General features: G+C 63.3%; 20 protein-coding genes. 6 read left to right on the top strand and 14 right to left on the bottom strand.

Features of this window, described 5'->3' with window-relative positions:
- Positions 1–35: 35 nt before the first annotated feature.
- The 3 genes from BMX04_RS06740 to BMX04_RS06730 form a co-directional block, all read right to left on the bottom strand.
- Positions 36–1,301: an ABC transporter permease gene (locus BMX04_RS06740; protein ID WP_074785553.1), complete on the bottom strand. Its 1,266-nt coding sequence runs from the start codon at positions 1,299–1,301 to the stop codon at positions 36–38.
- On the bottom strand, positions 1,298–2,107 hold the full coding sequence (locus BMX04_RS06735) for a taurine ABC transporter ATP-binding protein (RefSeq protein WP_050662057.1): 810 nt from the start codon (positions 2,105–2,107) through the stop codon (positions 1,298–1,300). Before BMX04_RS06735 ends, BMX04_RS06740 begins: the two co-directional genes overlap by 4 nt.
- A gap of 86 nt (positions 2,108–2,193) precedes the next feature.
- Complete coding sequence (locus tag BMX04_RS06730) at positions 2,194–3,189, bottom strand: taurine ABC transporter substrate-binding protein (protein ID WP_050662058.1); 996 nt, start codon at positions 3,187–3,189, stop codon at positions 2,194–2,196.
- 441 nt (positions 3,190–3,630) lie between these two features.
- On the opposite strand from BMX04_RS06730, the gene BMX04_RS06725 reads away from it, so the two are divergent.
- Entirely contained in the window at positions 3,631–5,028 is a 1,398-nt protein-coding gene (locus BMX04_RS06725; RefSeq protein WP_074785552.1) for an aminotransferase family protein, read from the top strand.
- A gap of 103 nt (positions 5,029–5,131) precedes the next feature.
- Here the strand turns inward: BMX04_RS06725 and BMX04_RS06720 are convergent, their stop codons facing one another.
- The 3 genes from BMX04_RS06720 to BMX04_RS06710 all read right to left on the bottom strand — a co-directional run bounded on the left by BMX04_RS06720 (position 5,132) and on the right by BMX04_RS06710 (position 8,516).
- Complete coding sequence (locus BMX04_RS06720; protein ID WP_074785627.1) at positions 5,132–6,304, bottom strand: type III PLP-dependent enzyme; 1,173 nt, start codon at positions 6,302–6,304, stop codon at positions 5,132–5,134.
- Between the two features lie 198 nt (positions 6,305–6,502).
- Positions 6,503–7,636 (bottom strand): NAD(P)/FAD-dependent oxidoreductase, encoded by a 1,134-nt coding sequence (locus tag BMX04_RS06715; protein ID WP_083398110.1) that lies wholly within the window; start codon positions 7,634–7,636, stop codon positions 6,503–6,505.
- Positions 7,637–7,754: 118 nt separating this feature from the next.
- Complete coding sequence (locus tag BMX04_RS06710; protein WP_074785550.1) at positions 7,755–8,516, bottom strand: DUF1013 domain-containing protein; 762 nt, start codon at positions 8,514–8,516, stop codon at positions 7,755–7,757.
- A gap of 115 nt (positions 8,517–8,631) precedes the next feature.
- Between BMX04_RS06710 and BMX04_RS06705 the strand changes: the two genes are divergently transcribed.
- Positions 8,632–9,282 carry a ribonuclease T2 family protein gene (locus BMX04_RS06705; RefSeq protein ID WP_074785549.1) on the top strand — a complete coding sequence of 217 codons (651 nt, stop codon included), beginning with the start codon at positions 8,632–8,634 and terminating at the stop codon, positions 9,280–9,282.
- Positions 9,283–9,340: 58 nt separating this feature from the next.
- On the opposite strand, the gene BMX04_RS06700 is transcribed toward BMX04_RS06705, so the two are convergent.
- Positions 9,341–10,324, bottom strand: coding sequence for an NAD(P)H-quinone oxidoreductase (locus BMX04_RS06700; protein WP_074785548.1), 984 nt, complete (start codon positions 10,322–10,324; stop codon positions 9,341–9,343).
- A gap of 18 nt (positions 10,325–10,342) precedes the next feature.
- A complete protein-coding gene (locus tag BMX04_RS06695; RefSeq protein WP_074785547.1) occupies positions 10,343–11,032 on the bottom strand; it encodes a COQ9 family protein in 690 nt (229 codons plus the stop codon).
- A 104-nt stretch (positions 11,033–11,136) separates the two neighbouring features.
- Between BMX04_RS06695 and rpsU the strand changes: the two genes are divergently transcribed.
- The gene (gene rpsU / locus BMX04_RS06690) at positions 11,137–11,343 is read left to right on the top strand and encodes a 30S ribosomal protein S21 (protein WP_008207378.1); all 207 of its coding nucleotides are present in this window, start codon (positions 11,137–11,139) and stop codon (positions 11,341–11,343) included.
- Between the two features lie 155 nt (positions 11,344–11,498).
- Here rpsU and BMX04_RS06685 read toward each other — a convergent pair whose 3' ends face one another.
- The 5 genes from BMX04_RS06685 to BMX04_RS06665 form a co-directional block, all read right to left on the bottom strand.
- Positions 11,499–11,687, bottom strand: coding sequence for a hypothetical protein (locus tag BMX04_RS06685; RefSeq protein WP_050662108.1), 189 nt, complete (start codon positions 11,685–11,687; stop codon positions 11,499–11,501).
- A gap of 103 nt (positions 11,688–11,790) precedes the next feature.
- Entirely contained in the window at positions 11,791–12,513 is a 723-nt protein-coding gene (locus BMX04_RS06680; RefSeq protein ID WP_050662066.1) for a gamma-glutamyl-gamma-aminobutyrate hydrolase family protein, read from the bottom strand.
- A complete protein-coding gene (locus tag BMX04_RS06675) occupies positions 12,510–13,463 on the bottom strand; it encodes an amidoligase family protein (protein ID WP_050662067.1) in 954 nt (317 codons plus the stop codon). Before BMX04_RS06675 ends, BMX04_RS06680 begins: the two co-directional genes overlap by 4 nt.
- Positions 13,464–13,466: 3 nt before the next feature.
- Positions 13,467–14,645, bottom strand: coding sequence for a dual-specificity RNA methyltransferase RlmN (gene rlmN / locus BMX04_RS06670; RefSeq protein WP_074785546.1), 1,179 nt, complete (start codon positions 14,643–14,645; stop codon positions 13,467–13,469).
- Positions 14,646–14,874: 229 nt separating this feature from the next.
- Positions 14,875–15,441: a DNA-3-methyladenine glycosylase I gene (locus BMX04_RS06665; protein ID WP_074785626.1), complete on the bottom strand. Its 567-nt coding sequence runs from the start codon at positions 15,439–15,441 to the stop codon at positions 14,875–14,877.
- 93 nt (positions 15,442–15,534) lie between these two features.
- Here BMX04_RS06665 and BMX04_RS06660 point away from each other — a divergent pair, with 93 nt between their 5' ends.
- The 3 genes from BMX04_RS06660 (at position 15,535) to phbB (ending at position 18,564) form a co-directional block, all read left to right on the top strand.
- Entirely contained in the window at positions 15,535–16,371 is an 837-nt protein-coding gene (locus tag BMX04_RS06660) for an EAL domain-containing protein (RefSeq protein WP_074785545.1), read from the top strand.
- Positions 16,372–16,511: 140 nt separating this feature from the next.
- Positions 16,512–17,687 (top strand): acetyl-CoA C-acetyltransferase, encoded by a 1,176-nt coding sequence (locus BMX04_RS06655; RefSeq protein WP_074785544.1) that lies wholly within the window; start codon positions 16,512–16,514, stop codon positions 17,685–17,687.
- A 154-nt stretch (positions 17,688–17,841) separates the two neighbouring features.
- Positions 17,842–18,564 carry an acetoacetyl-CoA reductase gene (phbB, locus tag BMX04_RS06650; protein ID WP_050662072.1) on the top strand — a complete coding sequence of 241 codons (723 nt, stop codon included), beginning with the start codon at positions 17,842–17,844 and terminating at the stop codon, positions 18,562–18,564.
- Between the two features lie 80 nt (positions 18,565–18,644).
- On the opposite strand, the gene BMX04_RS06645 is transcribed toward phbB, so the two are convergent.
- Positions 18,645–18,815, bottom strand: coding sequence for a YdcH family protein (locus tag BMX04_RS06645; RefSeq protein ID WP_074785543.1), 171 nt, complete (start codon positions 18,813–18,815; stop codon positions 18,645–18,647).
- Positions 18,816–18,887: the final 72 nt, after the last annotated feature.

Below are 18,887 nucleotides of genomic sequence, written 5' to 3'. Positions count from 1 at the left end.
AGCCCCCTTTTGAGTTGGTCAGAGTGACAGGCCGGTCAGACCCGGCCTTTCCACGGCACCAGCCAGCTTTCGGCCTTGCGCATCAGGATGTCGATGCCGTAGCCGATGATCCCGATCAGGATGATCCCCATGATCACGATATCGGTCAGCTGAAACCGGCTGGCCACCATGATCATCATGCCGGCACCCTTTTCGGCGGCGACAAGTTCAGCGGCCACCACCGTGCCCCAGCAGACCCCCATGGCGACACGCGCCCCGGTGAAGATCTCCGGCAGGGAGTTCGGCACGATCACGTGGCGCATGAGCTGCCATTTTGATGCCCCGAGCGAATAGGCCGCATGCACCTTGGAAATCGCCACGCCCGAGACACCCGCACGCGCCGAGATGGTCATGATCCAGAGCGCCGCGAGGAACAGCAGGATGATCTTACCCGACTCCCCGATACCCGCCCAAATGATCACCAGCGGGATCAGGGCCAAGGGCGGCACCGGTCGCATGAATTCGACGATCGGATCGAACCAGCCGCGGAACCAGTCGCTCAGCCCCATGGCATAGCCCAGTGGAATGCCCACAGCGGCCCCGAGCGCAAAGCCCACGATCACCCGGAACAGCGACCAGTAGAGATGTTCCCACAGGGTGAAGTTCTGATAGCCCTCGCTTGCGATCTCGCCCACCCGCTTGACCACGGATTCGGGCGGCGGCAGCCAGATCGGCTCCATCTGCATGCCGCCCGAGGGCGTGAAATTGAGCGCGCCCTTGGCGGTGACCGTGACCTTACCCGCCGCAACCGACACGGTGCTACCCTCGCTCACCGGCTGTCCGTCGATGGCCACGACCTTTGCCCCGTCATCGCGCTTTGTCTCGTCGTTCTTGTCCATCAGAATGAGGTCGGACCGCCATGCACCGACCGCCGAGGCATCATTTTTGGCAAACCCGTCGCCCGGCTCGATCTCGGGCTTCACGATCTCCTCGCCCACCTCGAAGACACGCACAAAGACCGTCGCATCGTCACGATCCCCATTCGGGGCCTCGAGCGTATAGGTGAATTCAGCATCGCCCACAAACGGGCCGGGCGCGTGAACGGGCACCCATTTTGACCCGGTGAACGCGCCCCAGAGCAGAAAGATCGTCACCACCGAGATGACGCTCGCCCACCGATCGGGGCGCACCGCGCTTTCATCCCCGAAGGTGACGGTCTTGAGCGAGGTAAAATCGTTCATCTGCCGGAACTTGCGCACGCCGAAGCGCACCAGAAAGAAGGCAGCGGCGAAGATCACGATATATATGACGAGGATGATCATGCGTCGGCCTCCTCTGTGCGTCCCATGATCTCTTCTTCCATGTCCCAGATCATCGACAGGATTTCCTCGCGTTTCTGCCCGAACTCGGGGTTCTTCTTGACCTCACGCAGATCCTTGCCCACGCCATCATCGGCAAAGGGCAGACGGTATTCCTTGTGAATGCGGCCCGGACGCGGCGCCATGACCAGCAAACGCTCGCCCAAGAGCAGTGCCTCCTCGACCGAATGGGTGATCAGGATGATCGTCTTGCCGGTCTCCTTCCAGAGCTTGAGCACCAGCCCCTGCATCTTTTCGCGGGTCAGCGCGTCAAGCGCGCCCAACGGCTCGTCCATCAGGATCACGTCGGGATCGTTGGCAAGGCACCGCGCCAGCGCCACGCGCTGCTGCATGCCGCCGGACAGCTCATAGACCGCCTTGTCCTTGAAACCCTGAAGGCCCACCACATCCAGCAGATGATCGACGGTGCCGCGCCATTCCTTCTCGCGCTTGCCCGCCATGCGCGGGCCAAAGCTCACGTTGTCACGCACGCTCATCCATTCGAAGAGCGCGCCTTGCTGAAACACCATGCCACGCTCGGCATCCGGCCCGGTGACCTTGTGACCGTTGAGCGTGATCTGCCCTTCGGTCGGGGCGAGAAAGCCGGCGAGGATGTTGAGAAGCGTGGTCTTGCCGCAGCCCGAAGGCCCCAGCACGCTCATCAATTCTCCGGTATTGAGTTCGAGCGAAACGTCCTGCAACGCCTGAACATGGCTGCCATTCGGCAGGTCGAACCGCATCGAGATGTTTTCGATTGATAGTGTCGACATCCCCACCCCCTGTTGTTCATTGGGTTTGTTGGGCAAAGGCCCGCCCGGTCTTGCGGGGCGGGCCTCGTTGAGAGTGTCAGCAGGGATTACATGCCGTTAGCTGCGGCGAGCGGTCCGGTGTTGACGTTGCTCTCATAGGTGGCCTGCGCCGAATCGATGCTGCCTGCCTCGACGAACACTTCGGCGACGCCCTTCATGAATTCCTGCGCGCCGCCACCCAGCCATTTCTCGGTCAGCTGGTCCTCGACGGTTGGAAAAACGAACGTGTCGATGGTGGCCGCCGTGGCTTCGACATCCATGCCGCTATCCTTGGCGATCACCGGCAGCATTTCGTCGCGATTGGCGGGGTCCGCCCACATCGCGTTCGCCTCTGCCGTCACCGCGAGGAACTTGGCCACCACGTCGGAATTCTCGGCGATGTAATCGGCGGGGCCGGATGTCACGTCAAACACCAGAATGCCCAGCTCTTCCTTTTCCGCCCCGGTCAGCAACACGTTGCCATGCTCCTTTGCCCGGCGCAGCGAACCGCCCCAGCCGCAGAACATGTCGACCGCACCCTGCGCGATGGCGGCGGCCCCTTCGGGCGGGGCCATGTTGACCACGTCCATGGTCGAGATATCGACGCCGAAGTGGTTCATCTGCTTGAGGAACCCGTAATGCGCCGCGGTGCCGAGCGGTACGGCGACCTTTTTGCCCGCAAGTTCCCCGGCGCTGTCCTTGTCGATCTCGAGCGCCTCGGCGACGACGCAGTTGTCATTGTCGGAATAGCTGACCGCCACATCGACAGTCTGAAGATCCTGACCGGCGCTGGTGGCGACCACGAAGGGCGGCACGCCCTGGCTCACCGACAGCTGGATATCTCCGCTGGCCATCGCCGCACTCATCGCCGTGCCGGTGTCGAACGCGCGCCAGTTCACCTTCATGCCAAGCGCCTCTTCATACATGCCCTTTTCCTTGGCATATTGGAACGGCATCGGCCATTCGAGGAAATAGGCGACGGTGATTTCCGCCTGCGCGGCACCCGCGCTGGCCGCAAAAGCCGCACCGGCGACGGCGGACATCAGTTTTGCCTTGAGGTTCATTTGTCTGGTCTCCCGTTGGTTATGTTGACAGGCTTTGCGCCTTGTTGATTAACCGGCGCGCCCGGCATGATTGCCCGACACACCCGCATTGATGAGCCCGACCGGCCCCATGGACCGCCCACTGCACGAAAGAGTGCACCCGATCCATGCGTCCCGATCAACGCCATAGTGCAAAGCCTAGAGGCATTTCAGTAAATCCGAAAAGAGCTTTTCGGATCGCCCGAAAGAGAGCCGCTGCGCAGGGCCAGAGAAGAAAACTGCTACTTTTCAGGGGATTGACTGCAAATTCTCTGCCGACCGGGGTAATCTGGATATATTTAATGCCGTTATTTGGCCCTATCGTGTGCCTAAATTTCAAGGCTGATATGAAGCATGAACGAACGCTGTTACAGCCTTGGCTCCGCGCGCCTGCGCCGGGCCTCAACCTGATGGAGCATCCCCATGGACGGCAAACTTCGCGACAATGACATCAGCCACGTGGTCGAGGCCGACCGCGCGCATGTCTGGCATCACCTCATTCAGCACGCAGCCTGGACCGGGGCCGACCCCAAGGCCGACCCGCGCATCATCGTCGAAGGGCGCGGCATGCGCGTCTGGGACCAGAAGGGCCGCGAGCATATCGACGGCGTCTCGGGCGGGGTCTGGACGGTCAACGTGGGCTACGGGCGCGAGCGCATCGCCAACGCGGTGCGCGACCAGCTCATTCAACTGCCCTATTTCGCAGGCTCCGCAGGCTCGATCCCGGGCGCGCTTTTTTCCGAGAAACTGATCTCGAAAATGCCGGGGATGAGCCGCGTCTACTATACCAACTCAGGCTCCGAGGCGAACGAGAAAGCCTTCAAGATGGTCCGCCAGATCGCCCACAAGCGCTATGGTGGCAAAAAGCACAAGATCCTCTACCGCGACCGCGATTATCACGGCACCACCATTGCCTGCCTCTCGGCGGGCGGTCAGGATGAGAGGGGCGCCCAATATGGCCCCTACACGCCGGGTTTCGTGCGGGTGCCGCATTGCCTTGAATACCGCGCGCAATGGGATCTGGAAGGCGAGGATTACGGCATCGCCGCCGCCAACGCGATCGAAGAGGTCATCCTCGCCGAGGGTCCCGATACCGTCGGCGCGCTCTGTCTTGAGCCGGTCACCGCAGGTGGCGGCGTGATCGTCCCGCCCGAAGGCTACTGGCCCCGCGTGCAGGAGATCTGCCGCAAATACGACATCCTGCTGCATATCGACGAGGTGGTCTGCGGCGTGGGGCGCACCGGCACATGGTTCGGCTATCAGCATTACGGGGTCGAGCCCGATTTCGTGACCATGGCCAAGGGTGTGGCCTCGGGCTATGCGGCCATCGCCTGCTGCGTCACCAACGAACGCGTGTTCGACCTCTTCAAGGACGACGCCACCGACCCGATGAACTATTTCCGCGATATCTCGACCTTCGGCGGATGCACGGCGGGGCCTGCGGCGGCGCTCGAAAACATGGCGATCATCGAAGAGGAAAACCTGCTCGAGAACACCAACGCCATGGGCGACTACATGCTCGATCAGCTACGCGCCTTGCAGGACAGGCATGCGGTGATCGGCAATGTGCGCGGCAAGGGGCTGTTTCTTGGGGCCGAACTGGTGGCGGATCGCGCGACCAAGGAACCGGCGGCAGAGAAGATGGTGCAAGCCGTGGTTGGCGATTGCATGGCAAATGGCGTGGTGATCGGCGCGACCAACCGCTCGCTGCCCGGCTTCAACAATACGTTGTGCTATTCGCCCGCTCTGATCGCCACCAAGGATGACATCGACCAGATCGTGTCGGCCACCGATGCCGCACTGACCCGCGTGTTCGGCTGAAAAACGAACCGCCCCGAAACACCGGTTTCGGGGCGGGCCAGAGCCGGAATTTTCAAAAAATTCCGGACCGGAAACTTTTAAAGTTTCCGGCGCGCGGCTTTCCTCAGATCACCACCACATCCAGCGGCGGGAACCCGTTGAACCCGACCGAGGAATAGCTCGACGTGTAGGCCCCGCAGGCGCGGATGATGATCCGGTCCCCGGCCCGCAGGCCCACCGGCAGCGCCACGGGGCGTTTCTCGTAAAGCACATCGGCGCTGTCGCAGGACGGCCCGGCCAGGATGCAGGGCCCCGTCGCCTCATGGTCGCGATCGGTCAGGAACTGATAGCGGATCGCCTCGCCCTCGGTTTCGGCCAGCCCGGAAAAGCGCCCGATATCGAGATAGACCCAACGGCACAGATCCTCGTCCGACTTGCGGCTGACCAGCAGCACCTCGGCGGCGATCATCCCCGCGTCGGCGACCATGCCGCGCCCCGGCTCTGCCATCACGCGGATAGCCCCGGGAAAGCGCGGCTCGACCATCGCCATCACCTGCGCGGCATAGGCCTCGGGCGCCGCGATCTCGTCGCCGTAAAAGGCCGGAAAACCACCGCCGATATTGATGAGGCTGAGCGCGTGCCCGGCCGCGCGCGCCTCGGCCCAGACACCGCCCACCTGATCGAGCGTGTCGCGCCACATCTCCGAACGTCGCGTCTGGCTGCCGACGTGGAACGACAGCCCCACGGGCTTGAGGCCAACCGAAACGGCACGATCCATCAGCTCCACGGCCCGCTCCGGCGCGCAGCCGAACTTGCGGCTCAGCGGCCAGTCGGCCCCCGTGGCCCCCACCAGCAGGCGGATATAGACCTGCGCGCCCGGCGCATGCTCGGCGATCTTCTCCAACTCCATTTCGGAGTCCGCCGCGAACAGCGTGATCCCGGCCGCATGGGCAAAGGCGATGTCGCTGGCACGTTTCACCGTATTGCCGAACGAGATATGCTGAGGCTGCGCACCAAGGCTCAGGCAAAGCTCGATCTCACCGCGCGAGGCCGCATCGAACCGGCTGCCCTCGGCAATCAGCGTCTCGATCACTTCGCGGGCGGGGTTCGCCTTGACCGCGTAATGGATATCGGCGCGGCCAAGACCGGCCTTCAGCGCGCGGTAATTCTGCGCCACGATCACGCGCGACAGCACCAGCGTGGGGCGGTCGAACGTGTTTTGGCGGATGAAATCGACAAGGGGGGTGGCTGCGAAAACGGCATCGCCGCCCGCGACGGGGGTTACGTAAGCGTTCATGGTCATCTCCGATCAAGACCCGGGCTTTCACCCGACCAGTTCCAAAAGGAGACGTTACCGTCGCTACGTAAACACGGGTGGCGAACCACCGGCCAGAGGCGCGTGCGTTGGCGTCTATGAAAATCGCAGGTAGGGCTTTGGACTGACTCGCGCAAGAGATTTCTGAGGGCCGCGAAAAATAATTCCGAGGCGCGGATGTCACGCCATGGCAGGCGCGCCCTCCGGCACATCATCGGCAATGAGCACGGCCCCGAGACGCCCCAATTCGTCACTGCATTTCGCGCCCCGCCCACAGCCCGCCGTGGCCACGCCGATGCGCGCCGACACCATCTCGATCCGCGCCTCGTCCTCGGGGGTGAATGTGGTCACGCAAGCCATGTGGGTCATGCACCGGATCGTCAGATCGGGCATCCGGTCGCGCAGCTGCGCCTCCAGCCCGGCGGCCACCTCCGGATCACCATTCGAGCGGAACCAGTCGCTGATCTCGGCCCCTGATCCAAGCACCCGATCCACCGGATCACCGCCCATCTTGAGGTAATGCCGCCCGTCAGGATAGCGGATCGGCGGCAACAGGTATGGCCCGTCGCCATGCGCGTGCAGGTAGATCAACGGCGGCATCGAGGCAAAACGCGCCGCCTCGCCCTCGTCCACCTCGAAAAGCGCCACCGTCCGCGCCATCACCGTCAGCGGCAGCGGCTCTGCGAGCAGAGTGTTGGTATAGCCCCCCGCCGCGATCAGCACCCGGTCGACGCGGATATCGCCCGCCGTACTGCGGATGCGCACACCCTGCCCATCCTCCTCGACCGACTCGACCGTCGCGCGCAAGATGCGCGCCCCCGCCCGCTCGGCGGCCGCGCCTTGTGCGGCAACCAGACGGCGCGGGCTGATGAACCCCGCTTGCTGCGTCTGGTGAAAGGCGCAGGTTCCGGCATCAAACCGGAAATACCCGAACCGCGCCGCCAGCCCCGCATCGTCCAGCCGGTCATGCGGCACGCCGTCCCGCGCCGCGACCTCCCCGATCCGGTCCATCGGCGCGCTGCCCTCGGGCCCCGCCATGACCACACCGCGTTCGGTATAGAACCGGATGCCGCTCGCCGCTTCGATCTCGGCATAGCGCGCGATAGAGGCACGGCTGACCCGGCTCCAGAACGGCGCGGGGTCAAGGCCCCGCGTGATCCGCCCCTCGTCATAATGGCTGGCGAAAACGCCGGGATGGCGGGCCTTTTCCTCCGGCTCATCCGGCCCGATCAACACCACATCCTGCCCCGCACGCGCCAGATGCCGCGCCGCCGCCGATCCGATCAGTCCCCGGCCAATCACCGCAACGCTCATGCCTGCCTCCCTCATCTTGCGCGCGCAGTCGAGCGTGCGACCGCGCCCGCGTCAAGACACGAAAAGGCCCGGCACGCTGATGCGTCCGGGCCTGTCATTCATCAGAGGTCAGCGGCGTTCAGCGCTGATCGTCCTCGTCATCCTCGTCATCGTCGCTGTCGGGCAGGTTGAAGACGCTGTCGACGTCATATTCCTTTTCCGGCGCGTCCTCTTCGTCATCCTTGTCCTGACCGAGGGTAAACGTCTCCAGTCCCTCGATCGCCGTCGGCATGCGCGGCTCCGCATCCGCCCCAAGGCTCTGCTCGGTGCTCAACAGCTTGCGGCGCTCGTCATCGCTCAGCGCGGCACCTTCCTTGGCCTTCTTCGCGGCGGCCTTCTGCACGGCGGCATCCAGCTCGGACTGCTTGCACAGACCCAGGGCCACCGGGTCGATCGGCTGCATGGCTGAAATGTTCCAATGCGTCCGCTCGCGAATCGAGGTGATCGTCGGCTTGGTGGTGCCCACCAGCTTTGCGATCTGGCTGTCGGCCAGTTCGGGATGGAACTTCACCAGCCACAGGATCGCATTGGGCCGGTCCTGCCGCTTCGACAGGGGCGTATAGCGCGGACCGCGCCGCTTTTCCTCGCCCTGTGCTGCGGCATAATGCTTGAGCTTGAGCTTGTGCATGGGGTCGGCCTGCGCGCGGTCGATTTCCTCCTGCGTCAACTGGTTGTTCGCAATCGGATCGAACCCCTTGACGCCCGCTGCCACATCACCGTCGGCGATGCCCTGCACTTCCAATTCGTGCATGCCGCAGAAATCGGCGATCTGCTTGAAGCTGATCGTCGTGTTATCCACCAGCCATACGGCTGTGGCCTTGGCCATGATCGGCAGTGACATGTCTCAGGTCTCCTTTACCCAAATCTTCCCCGTCGCCTGAAAGGCGGTTCCAGCGGGCCGGAACGGTTTCCATTGTCGGGGAAATTGGGCGCTGTATACTGCCCCCGACGGCAAAATGAAAGACCAAAGAATGCGCCTTGTGCTGTTGATCTGCCTGGCCCTGTTCGGCCTTCCCGCCACCGCACAGACGCACCGCGCGGGCGTGTTCGACTATTACGTCCTGTCGCTCAGCTGGTCGCCCACATGGTGTGCGCTCGAAGGCGATGCGCGGGGGGCCACGCAATGCGACCCGCAGGCCGATCACGGCTGGGTGCTGCACGGGCTCTGGCCGCAATACCACCGTGGCTGGCCCGAGCAATGCCAGAGCCCGCACCGCCCGCCCTCACGCGCGATGACCCGCGACATGGCCGATATCATGGGCAACGCGGGCCTCGCCTGGCATCAATGGAAGAAACACGGCACCTGCTCCGGTCTTTCCGCGCCCGATTACTATGCCCTGTCGCGCGAGGCCTATGCCCAAGTCACCCGACCAACGGTGTTCCGAAACCTCACCAAACCCGTGAAACTGCCCACCAGCGTGGTGGAAGAGGCGTTTCTCAAGGCCAACCCAAGATTGGAGGCCGACATGCTGACCATCACCTGCCGCGCGGGCCGCATCCAGGAGGCGCGGCTCTGCCTCTCGCGCGATCTCAGCCCTGTGCCCTGCGGGCGTGACGTGATCCGCGATTGCCAGATGAAAGACGCGCTTTTCGCGCCAATCCCCTAGGGTTTCTTCTTGGCAAAAATACTCGAATCCCGCCCTGTGCCCCGACGGGCGGCCCGGCTCAGCCGACCCTAAGGACGATCTTGCCGATGTGGCCGCTCGATTCCATCCGCGCATGCGCCGCCGCTGCGTCCGCCAGCGGGAACTCGGAATCCATCACCGGGGCAACCTTGCCGGCCTCCAGCAACGGCCAGACATGGGCGCGCAACGCCTCGGCAATCCGCGCCTTGGCCAGATCGCTTTGCGGGCGCAGGGTGCTGCCGGTGATCGTCAGCCGCCGCATCATCACCTGCGCGAAATTCAATTCCACCTTGGGGCCCTGCAGGAAAGCGATCTGCACCAGCCGCCCGTCATCGGCGAGACATTTCACGTTGCGCGGCAGGTAATCGCCGCCCACCATGTCGAGGATCAGGTCGGCCCCGCCCTCGGCGCGCAGCACCTCGACGAAATCCTCCTCGCGGTAATTCATTGCGCGCTCCGCACCCAGATCGGTGCAGACCCGGCATTTCTCGGCATTGCCTGCGGTGGTGAACACCCGCGCGCCGAATTCACGGGCCAGTTGAATGGCCGTGGTGCCGATACCCGACGATCCGCCATGCACCAGAAACCGCTCGCCGCCCTTGAGCCCGCCACGCTGAAAGACATTCGACCAGACGGTGAAAAACGTCTCAGGCAGGCAGGCGGCCTCGCGCAGACCCAATCCCGCCGGAATGGGCAGGCAATGTGCCGCGGGCGAGGCCACGTATTCGGCATAGCCGCCGCCGGGCAGCAGCGCGCAAACCTGATCGCCGATGGCCCAATCTCCGACACCCTCGCCAAGCGCCACGATCTCGCCCGCGCCCTCCAGACCCGGCAGATCGCTCGCCGTGGGGGGCGGCGCATACATGCCCGCACGCTGCAATGCATCAGGCCGGTTCACCCCGGCATAGGCCAGCCGGATCACCACCTCGCCCGCGCGCGGCGCAGGAACAGGCCGCGTGGTCGGCTGCAGCACCTCCGGCCCGCCTGCCTTGGTGATTTCGACCGCCTGCATGGTCTCGCTCATGTCCTGTCCCTCTATGCTTTAGTTGGGGCCGGTCCAGCGCCCCGGCATGCCCGTCTGTTGCCGTGCCTGCGGCGCGCGCACGCGGCCCAGAAAGGCCAGCGGCCCGGCCATCAGCCCTGACACCGCGCGGTTTTCACGCGCGCGCGCTTTCAATTTCTCGATCTGCATCACGTCCTCGATCCGCCGGTCGAGAAACTCCCAGGTGCGCACATTGCCCTCGCTGTCATCGCCCAGCCAATAGAGCACCGTGGCCCCGTAGACACCCGACAGCGTGGCGCGCTTGGTGTACCAGTTCACATCGTCCGAGGTATCGCCCAGCGCGGTCCAGATGTGATCGCAGGTCTGCCAGATCGCTTTCGCACCATCGGCGGCATGATTGGGCAGGGAAAACAGCGTGGTGCCGCGCCGCACCAGTTCGCGATCCTCGACCGCCTCCAGCCGCGCGCGCACGGCGAACGCAATCCGATCGCGAAAGCGCATCGCGCTCAGGTCAGTCTCTTCCAGCCGTTTGAGCATCGCGGCATCGCCCTCGGCATGATAGGCCAGCGCCAGATCGACCGCCCCACGCGGGCAGATCGCAGCCACCAGACCGGGCGCGATATCCGCGTCCTGCGCGGCCAATCTCAACGTGGTTTCACTCCATCCGTCAAACGGCACATGCGGCTTGGCAGCCTCCAGCAGACGGCTCATCAGATCGGCATCGGACATCAACTATCCTCCTTGCGACGCACCCTAGACAAATCCGGGGCGCTTTGCTATACGAACGCTTCCTGCAATCTTGCAACTTTAACTTAGGAAGGTGGTGACACCACATGCAGGTTAGTGTTCGCGACAACAATGTCGATCAGGCGCTCCGCGCCCTGAAGAAAAAACTGCAGCGCGAAGGCGTTTTCCGCGAAATGAAGCTCAAGCAACATTTCGAGAAACCGTCCGAGAAGAAAGCGCGCGAGAAGGCCGAAGCGATTCGCCGTGCCCGTAAACTGGCACGTAAGAAAGCGCAGCGCGAAGGCATGCTCTAAGAGCTTTATCCGCAGTTTTTCGCGGCACGATTTGACGACCCCCGGGCATCCGCTTCGGGGGTTTGTCGTTTTCAGGGGGTCTCGTCAGGGGGCGTTGCCCCCGTCGCTCCAAGCGGCGACTCCCCCAGAGTATTTTCGCCCAGAAGAAAACGAGTTCAGCTCAGCTGGCAGAGCGGCGCATCTTTCAGAAGTGACGTGACAAAGCGGCCCTCGGAGGTGTCGCAAATGCCGTAGCCATAGCCGCGCAGGCGGTGCTTCCATTCGCGCTCGGACACGGCAAGGTGACGCTCGCGCAGGACAAGATCGCGAATCTCGCGGTTCGTCGTGGTGTGGTTCAAGTTCATCGTTTCCATCCCTGTTACGGTTTTCCGATAATCACGGGATAGTTGACGCATGTGGCGTCAATCGCGCCGGATTGTGGCGCGGTTTGGGAAATGTCGCGACCGCTCAGTTGGTTTCGGCATCGACCCGGGCCAACTGCGCCGCATGCTCCTGACGCGCCCGCGCCGCCGCAATCAGCGCGCGGAAAATGCCCATCTGCCGATGCGCGTAAAACAAATGCTCCGGGTGCCATTGCACGCCGAGCGCAAACGGCTCTTCAACCCGCTCGATGGCCTGGATCATGCCGCCCTGATCACGCGCCGCGACGCGCAGCCCCTCGCCCAACCGGTCCACCGCCTGGGTGTGCAGCGCGTTGACCTTCATCGGCTCGGTGCCCGCCAGATGCGCCAGCCGCGTGCCCGGCTCGATCTGCACGGTCTTGCGCGGCAGCACGGTGCGGATATGGTCGCTCGCCTCGTAGGTCGCATAGGCGTCCTGATGCAGCGTGCCGCCCAGCGCGATATTGAGCATCTGACTGCCCCGGCAGATGCCCAGCACCGGCTTGGATTTCACGAAGGCCCCCAGCAACACCCCCCGCTCCAGCGCATCGCGCGCCGGGTCGAGCCGGGCCGAGGTGACGATCCAGCCGCCATAGAGATCGGGTGAGATATCGTCGCCGCCGCCGATGATCACCCCATCGACACTGTCGATCTCGGCCCTGCGCCCGGCCTGCCAGCGTCGCGCGCAGCCCCCCGCAAGCCAGACATTGAGCGCAATGAGCGGATAGATGCGCCAGCCCGAGCGGCGCGACACGGTGACCCCGATCACGGGGCGGTTGGATCGGGTCATGTCCCGGTCAGCCCCGCCGTTTGCAGGATACGCCCCGCCCGCGCGGCCCAGCTTTGCCGCGAGATTGTCAGGAGGCCGTGATCGTCCTCCCAGGCCCGCGCCAGCCGGTCGAGCAACGCCGCATTCGCGGCAACCCGTTCGACCGTCAGCCAGCGCCGCCATTCATCGGCGATCGACCAGTCTGCCTCGTCAATCCGGCAATCGGGCAGGCGGAAATGAAAGGTCGGGCGCGCCGAGGTCTTGTCGGAAATCGCGGCCTCGATACGGTCAGGCTCGAACTGCGCAAAGATCGGCAGCATGTCGAGGCCGCGATTCCGGCTCGGCGTATGCTCCAGATAAAGGCCCGTCACATGGTCGCGCGTGGCCCCCGGCCCGGCCTCGATTAGCGCTCGCACGAAATCGGTGGGATAGGGATCCGTGAACGGCAACAGGCGGCGCGACTCGTCGATGGGATTGTTGATGCGCAGCCAATCCTCGATCAGCGCATAGGCCAGCAGCGGCCGCACGATATCGGCGTCCTGCTCGCTCGCGATTTCGATATTGAGATGCAGGCCAAAGCCAAAGAACAAGCCCGCGCCACTACCCAGCGCCCCGGCCGCGCGCAAATGATCGCGCAGCCCGTCGAGTTGCGCCAGCCCCTCCATATCGAGCGGTTCGCTCACGATCTCGACCGGCACCACCTCGCGCCCCAGATCGAGCGCCAAATCGCGCAGCTTGCTCTTTTGTGCCTTGCGCAGGAAGATATCGAGATAGACCTCAAGCCGCCCGATGCGGCTGTCCTCGACATGCCAGATATGGCTGTCGACCTGTTTGATTGTCCCGCCGACCGCCTCGGCACAGAGCCGCGCCACCTCGGCCTCGGGCAAGCCGCCCAGCTCGATCTCGACACCCACAAGGCGCGGATCACCCTTGGCGTTGAGGGGCTGCGGCAGGGGGGCGAATTCCGCCACCGATCAGAGCCCCGCCTCGGCCTCGATATCACGACGCGGTTTGCGGGCGCGTTCGGTCGCGGATTTCAACTGCCCGCAAGCGGCCATGATATCCTCGCCGCGCGGCGTGCGGATGGGGCTGGCATAGCCCGCCTTGTAGATGATGTCGGCAAACCGCTCGATCCGCTCCCAGTCGCTGCGCTGATGCGGCGCGCCGGGCCATTCGTTGAACGGGATGAGGTTGATCTTGGCCGGAATGCCCTTGATCAGCTGTACCAAACGGCGGGCATCGGCATCGCTGTCGTTGACGTCCTTCAGCATCACATATTCAAAGGTGATCCGCTCGGAATTGGACAGGCGCGGATACTCGCGCAGCGTGTTGAGCAATGTCTCGATATTCCATTTCTTGTTGATCGGCACCAGCCGGTCGCGCACCTCGTCGGTGGTGGCGTGGAAGCTGACAGCGAGCAGACAGCCGATTTCCTCTGCCGTCTTGGCGATCTCCGGCACAACGCCGCTTGTCGACAGCGTGATCCGGCGGCGCGACAGCGAAATCCCCTCGCCATCCATCGCGATCTTCATCGCGTCGCGCACATTGTCGAAATTATAAAGCGGCTCACCCATGCCCATCAGCACGATATTGCTGATCAGGCGCGGACGCTCGCCTGCACCCTCGCCGGGGCGCGGCCATTCCTCCAGATCGTCCCGCGCCAGCATCACCTGACCGATGATTTCTCCGCCGGTGAGGTTACGCACCAGCTTTTGCGTGCCGGTATGGCAGAACGAACAGTTCAGCGTGCAGCCCACCTGAGAGGAAATACACAGCGTGCCCCGGTCGGTCTCGGGGATATAGACCACCTCGACCTCATGGCCGCCCGCGATCCGCACAAGGTACTTGCGGGTGCCATCGGCGCTGACCTGTCGGCTCACCACCTCGGGGATCTCAATCACGAATTTTTCGGCCAGATCGGCGCGATAGGCCTTAGCGAGATTGGTCATCGCGTGAAAGTCGCGCACGCCCCATCCATAAATCCATTGCCAGATCTGATTGACCCGCATCTTGGCCTGTTTCTCGGGCGTGCCGTGCGCGATCAGCACCTCGCGCATCCGGTCACGGGTCAGCCCGACCAGATTGATCGGCCCGTCGGGCAGCTTGCGGGGAATGGTCATCACGTCCTGCGTGATCGGTGCGGTCTGTGTCATGGCTCTTTCGCGCGTCTGAGGGAATGTCCCGTCATATAGGGGTTCGGCACCGATTCCAAAACCTCTTTGCGCCGGGGCGCAGGGGATGAGCCATTTTGGTCACCTCGCGGGACGAGATGGGTTTTAGCGAAACATCCCTAGGCATGAAGCTGTTGAAAATCCGACTCCACAGTCAACGCGCCGCCCCACCGACGCAATACCGACAGAATACCAACGCGTTACAGCCCCCTCATCCCAGCCGCGCCACCCGCTCGTGGCAGGGGCAGGTGACAACGTGATCGTTGACCATGCCCACCGCCTGCATGAAGGCATAGACGATGGTGGGGCCGCAGAACTTGAAGCCGCGTTTCTTCAAATCTTTCGAAATTTTTACGGAAAGATCGGTCTGCGCAGGCACCTCCGCGAGGGTCTGCCAGCGGCTCTGAATGGGTCGCCCGCCGACATGATCCCAGAGGTAACGGTCAAAGCCCTGCTCGGCCTCGATCGCCTGCCACGCGCGGGCATTTCCGATGGTCGCCTCGATCTTGCCCCGGTGCCGGATGATGCCGGGATCACAGAGCAGCCGGGCCACCTCCGCCTCGCCCCAGCCGGCGATCACATGCGGGTCAAAGCCTTGAAAAGCCTCACGAAAATTATCGCGCTTGCGCAGGATGGTGATCCAGCTCAGCCCCGCCTGAAACCCGTCGAGGATCAGCTTTTCCCATAGCGCACGGCTATCGTATTCAGGCACGCCCCATTCGTTGTCGTGATAGGCCTCGTAGAGCGCATCCGCCCCCACCCAACCGCATCGCTCCATGGCCTGCCCCCGCGATTTCATTCAAATTCGCCCTTTAAACTGTCCTTAAGGGATCTGCCGCAGTTTGGGAACACGCCAGTCTCGGAGGGCAAGATGGGCAAGACACGCAAATGGGTCGATATACCGGCAGGCCACGACAACCCGCTCACCTATGCCGTCTCGGCCCGTGATCGCTCGGTGATCGAAATGGTCGATCAGGCGGTACGCCACAAGCAGGTGATGCTCGCCTATCAGGCGGTCGTCACCGCCGGACAGCCGGACAGGCCCGCCTTTTACGAGGGACTGATTCGCGTCATGGATGCGACGGGAAGGGTGATTCCGGCGCGCGACTTCATCACCCAGATCGAAGTGACTGAAACCGGGCGCATAATCGACTGTCTCGCCTTGGAAAAGGGTCTGCGCACGCTGACCGAATATCCTGACCTTAGATTATCCATCAACATGTCGGCGCGCTCCATCGGCTACGGGCCTTGGCTGCGTATTCTCAAGAAGCGGCTGTCGAACGACCCGACGATCGCCGAACGGCTGATCCTCGAAATCACCGAAAGCTCCGCCATGCTGGTGCCGGAACTGGTCACCGGTTTCATGACCGAATTGCAGCGCAAGGGCATCGGATTTGCCCTCGACGATTTTGGCGCGGGATACACATCTTTCAGATTTCTAAAGGATTTCTACTTCGACATCCTCAAGATCGATGGTCAGTTCATTCGCGGCATCGCCCGCGATCCCGACAATCAGGTGCTGACCGCCGCGCTGCTGAGCATCGGTCAGCAATTCGACATGGTGACCGTCGCCGAAAGCGTCGAAAAACCCGAGGATGCCGCCTATCTCACCGCGCTCGGGATCGACTGCCTGCAGGGCTATTACTTCGGTGCCCCGACGATCCACCCGCCCTGGCTCGACGAGACACTTGACCGCGCGACCGCGTGAATGTGACACTCCGCCCGTTGCCGCAGCGCGGCACCTACGATATGACGCCGCGTAACGGCGGAGGAAAAGGCGGGGCGCGCATTCCATGCGGCGGCCCCACTTGCTTCTTCGGCCCGGGCAATTCCTGGTGGAGGACACTAATGACCAACGTAGTAATCGCATCCGCAGCACGCACCGCTGTCGGGTCTTTTGGCGGCGCGTTCGCCAACACCCCCGCGCACGACATGGGCGCCGCTGTTCTGGAGGCCGTGGTCGCGCGCGCGGGCATCGATAAATCCGAGGTCAGCGAAACGATCCTCGGCCAGGTTCTGACCGCCGCACAGGGTCAGAACCCGGCACGTCAGGCGCATATCAATGCCGGGCTGCCCATCGAATCGGCAGCCTGGGGCATCAACCAGGTCTGCGGGTCGGGCCTGCGGGCCGTGGCTCTGGGTGCGCAGCACATCCAGCTGGGCGATGCCAGCATCATCTGCGCCGGGGGCCAGGAAAACATGACGCTCAGCCCCCATGCCGCGCATCTGCGCGCCGGGCACAAGATGGGCGACATGAAATATATCGACACCATGATCCGTGATGGTCTTTGGGATGCGTTCAACGGCTATCACATGGGCCAGACCGCCGAGAATGTCGCCGAGAAATGGCAGATCAGCCGCGATCAGCAGGACGAATTCGCCGTCGCCAGCCAGAACAAGGCCGAAGCCGCGCAGAAGGCGGGCAAATTCGACGACGAGGTGATCGCCGTTACCGTCAAGACCCGCAAGGGCGATATCGTTGTCGACAAGGACGAGTATATCCGCCACGGCGCGACTATCGACGCGATGTCCAAGATGCGCCCGGCGTTCACCAAGGACGGATCGGTCACCGCCGCCAATGCCAGCGGCCTCAATGACGGTGCCGCCGCCACCCTGCTGATGAGCGCCGACGAGGCCGAGCGCCGCGGCATCGAGCCGCTGGCGCGCATCGCCTCCTATGCCACTGCCGGGCTCGACCCGTCGATTATGGGCGTGGGCCCGATCCATGCCAGCCGCAAGGCGCTGGAGAAGGCCGGTTGGAGCGTCGGCGACCTCGACCTCGTGGAGGCAAACGAGGCCTTTGCCGCGCAGGCCTGTGCGGTCAACAAGGACATGGGCTGGGACCCGTCGATCGTGAACGTGAACGGCGGCGCCATCGCCATCGGCCACCCGATCGGGGCCTCGGGCTGCCGGGTTCTGAACACGCTTCTGTTCGAGATGCAGCGTCGCGGGGCCAAGAAGGGTCTGGCCACGCTCTGCATCGGTGGCGGCATGGGCGTCGCCCTCTGCGTCGAGCGCCCCTAAGCCCGGGCGCGATAGATGACAGGAAAGGGCGCCCCGGGCGCCCTTTTTCATGCCCCACCCCGCATCGCGGAGATTTTACCACGCAACAATGTTGCGCTTGTCCCATCAAGAAGATAACCAAGTTACCAAAGCATTAGCCAGATTGGAGGATACCATGGCAAGAACTGCACTCGTCACCGGAGGATCACGCGGAATCGGCGCCGCCATTTCAAAGGCGCTCAAGGCCGACGGCTACAGCGTCGCCGCGACCTATGCCGGCAACGATGAGGCCGCCGCCAAGTTCACCGAGGAGACCGGCATCAAGACCTACAAGTGGAACGTCGCCGACTATGACAGCTCCAAGGCCGGGATCGAACAGGTCGAGGCCGATCTGGGGCCAATCGAGATCGTGGTGGCAAATGCCGGCATCACCCGCGACGCGCCGTTCCACAAGATGACGCCGGATCAGTGGAATGCCGTGATCGACACCAACCTCACCGGCGTGTTCAACACCGTCCACCCGGTCTGGCCCGGCATGCGCGAGCGTGGCTTTGGCCGGATCGTGGTGATTTCCTCGATCAATGGCCAGAAAGGACAGTTTGCGCAGGTCAATTATGCCGCCACCAAGGCGGGCGATCTTGGCATCATCAAGAGCCTCGCACAGGAAGGTGCGTCCAAGGGCATCACCGCGAACGCGATCTGTCCCGGCTACATCGCCACGGAAATGGTGATGGCGGTACCGGAAAAGGTGCGCGAATCGATCATCGGCATGATCCCCGCCGGTCGTCTGGGCGAACCCGAGGAAATCGCCCGCTGCGTGAGCTTCCTCGTCTCCGACGACGCAAGCTTCATCAACGGCTCGACGATCTCGGCAAACGGCGGTCAGTTCTTCGTCTGACCCGACCCGCGACAGACCACGAAAAAGGGCCGGTCCATGGTGACCGGCCCTTAGTTATTTACGTCTATCTGGCTGCACTGTCAGGCGTTTTCCGACAGGCGCTCGATCTCTTCCTTGATCTTCAATTTCTGTTTCTTGAGGTCCGCGATTTCCAGCGTGCTACTGCCCGGCGCGCGCTGCGCCTGTTCCACCTTCTCCGAGAGCGCGTGATGTTTCTTCTTCAGTTCCTCGATATGCGAACTCAAGCTCATGGGCAGTCTCCTCTGATATGGATGCGTCTCAAATCGACATGGGAAGTGCAGCATATTTTTACAATACTGTCA

The sequence above is a fragment of the Roseovarius tolerans genome, assembly GCF_900109855.1.
GTDB lineage: Bacteria > Pseudomonadota > Alphaproteobacteria > Rhodobacterales > Rhodobacteraceae > Roseovarius > Roseovarius tolerans.
This window is presented reverse-complemented; position numbering and strand designations above follow the sequence as displayed.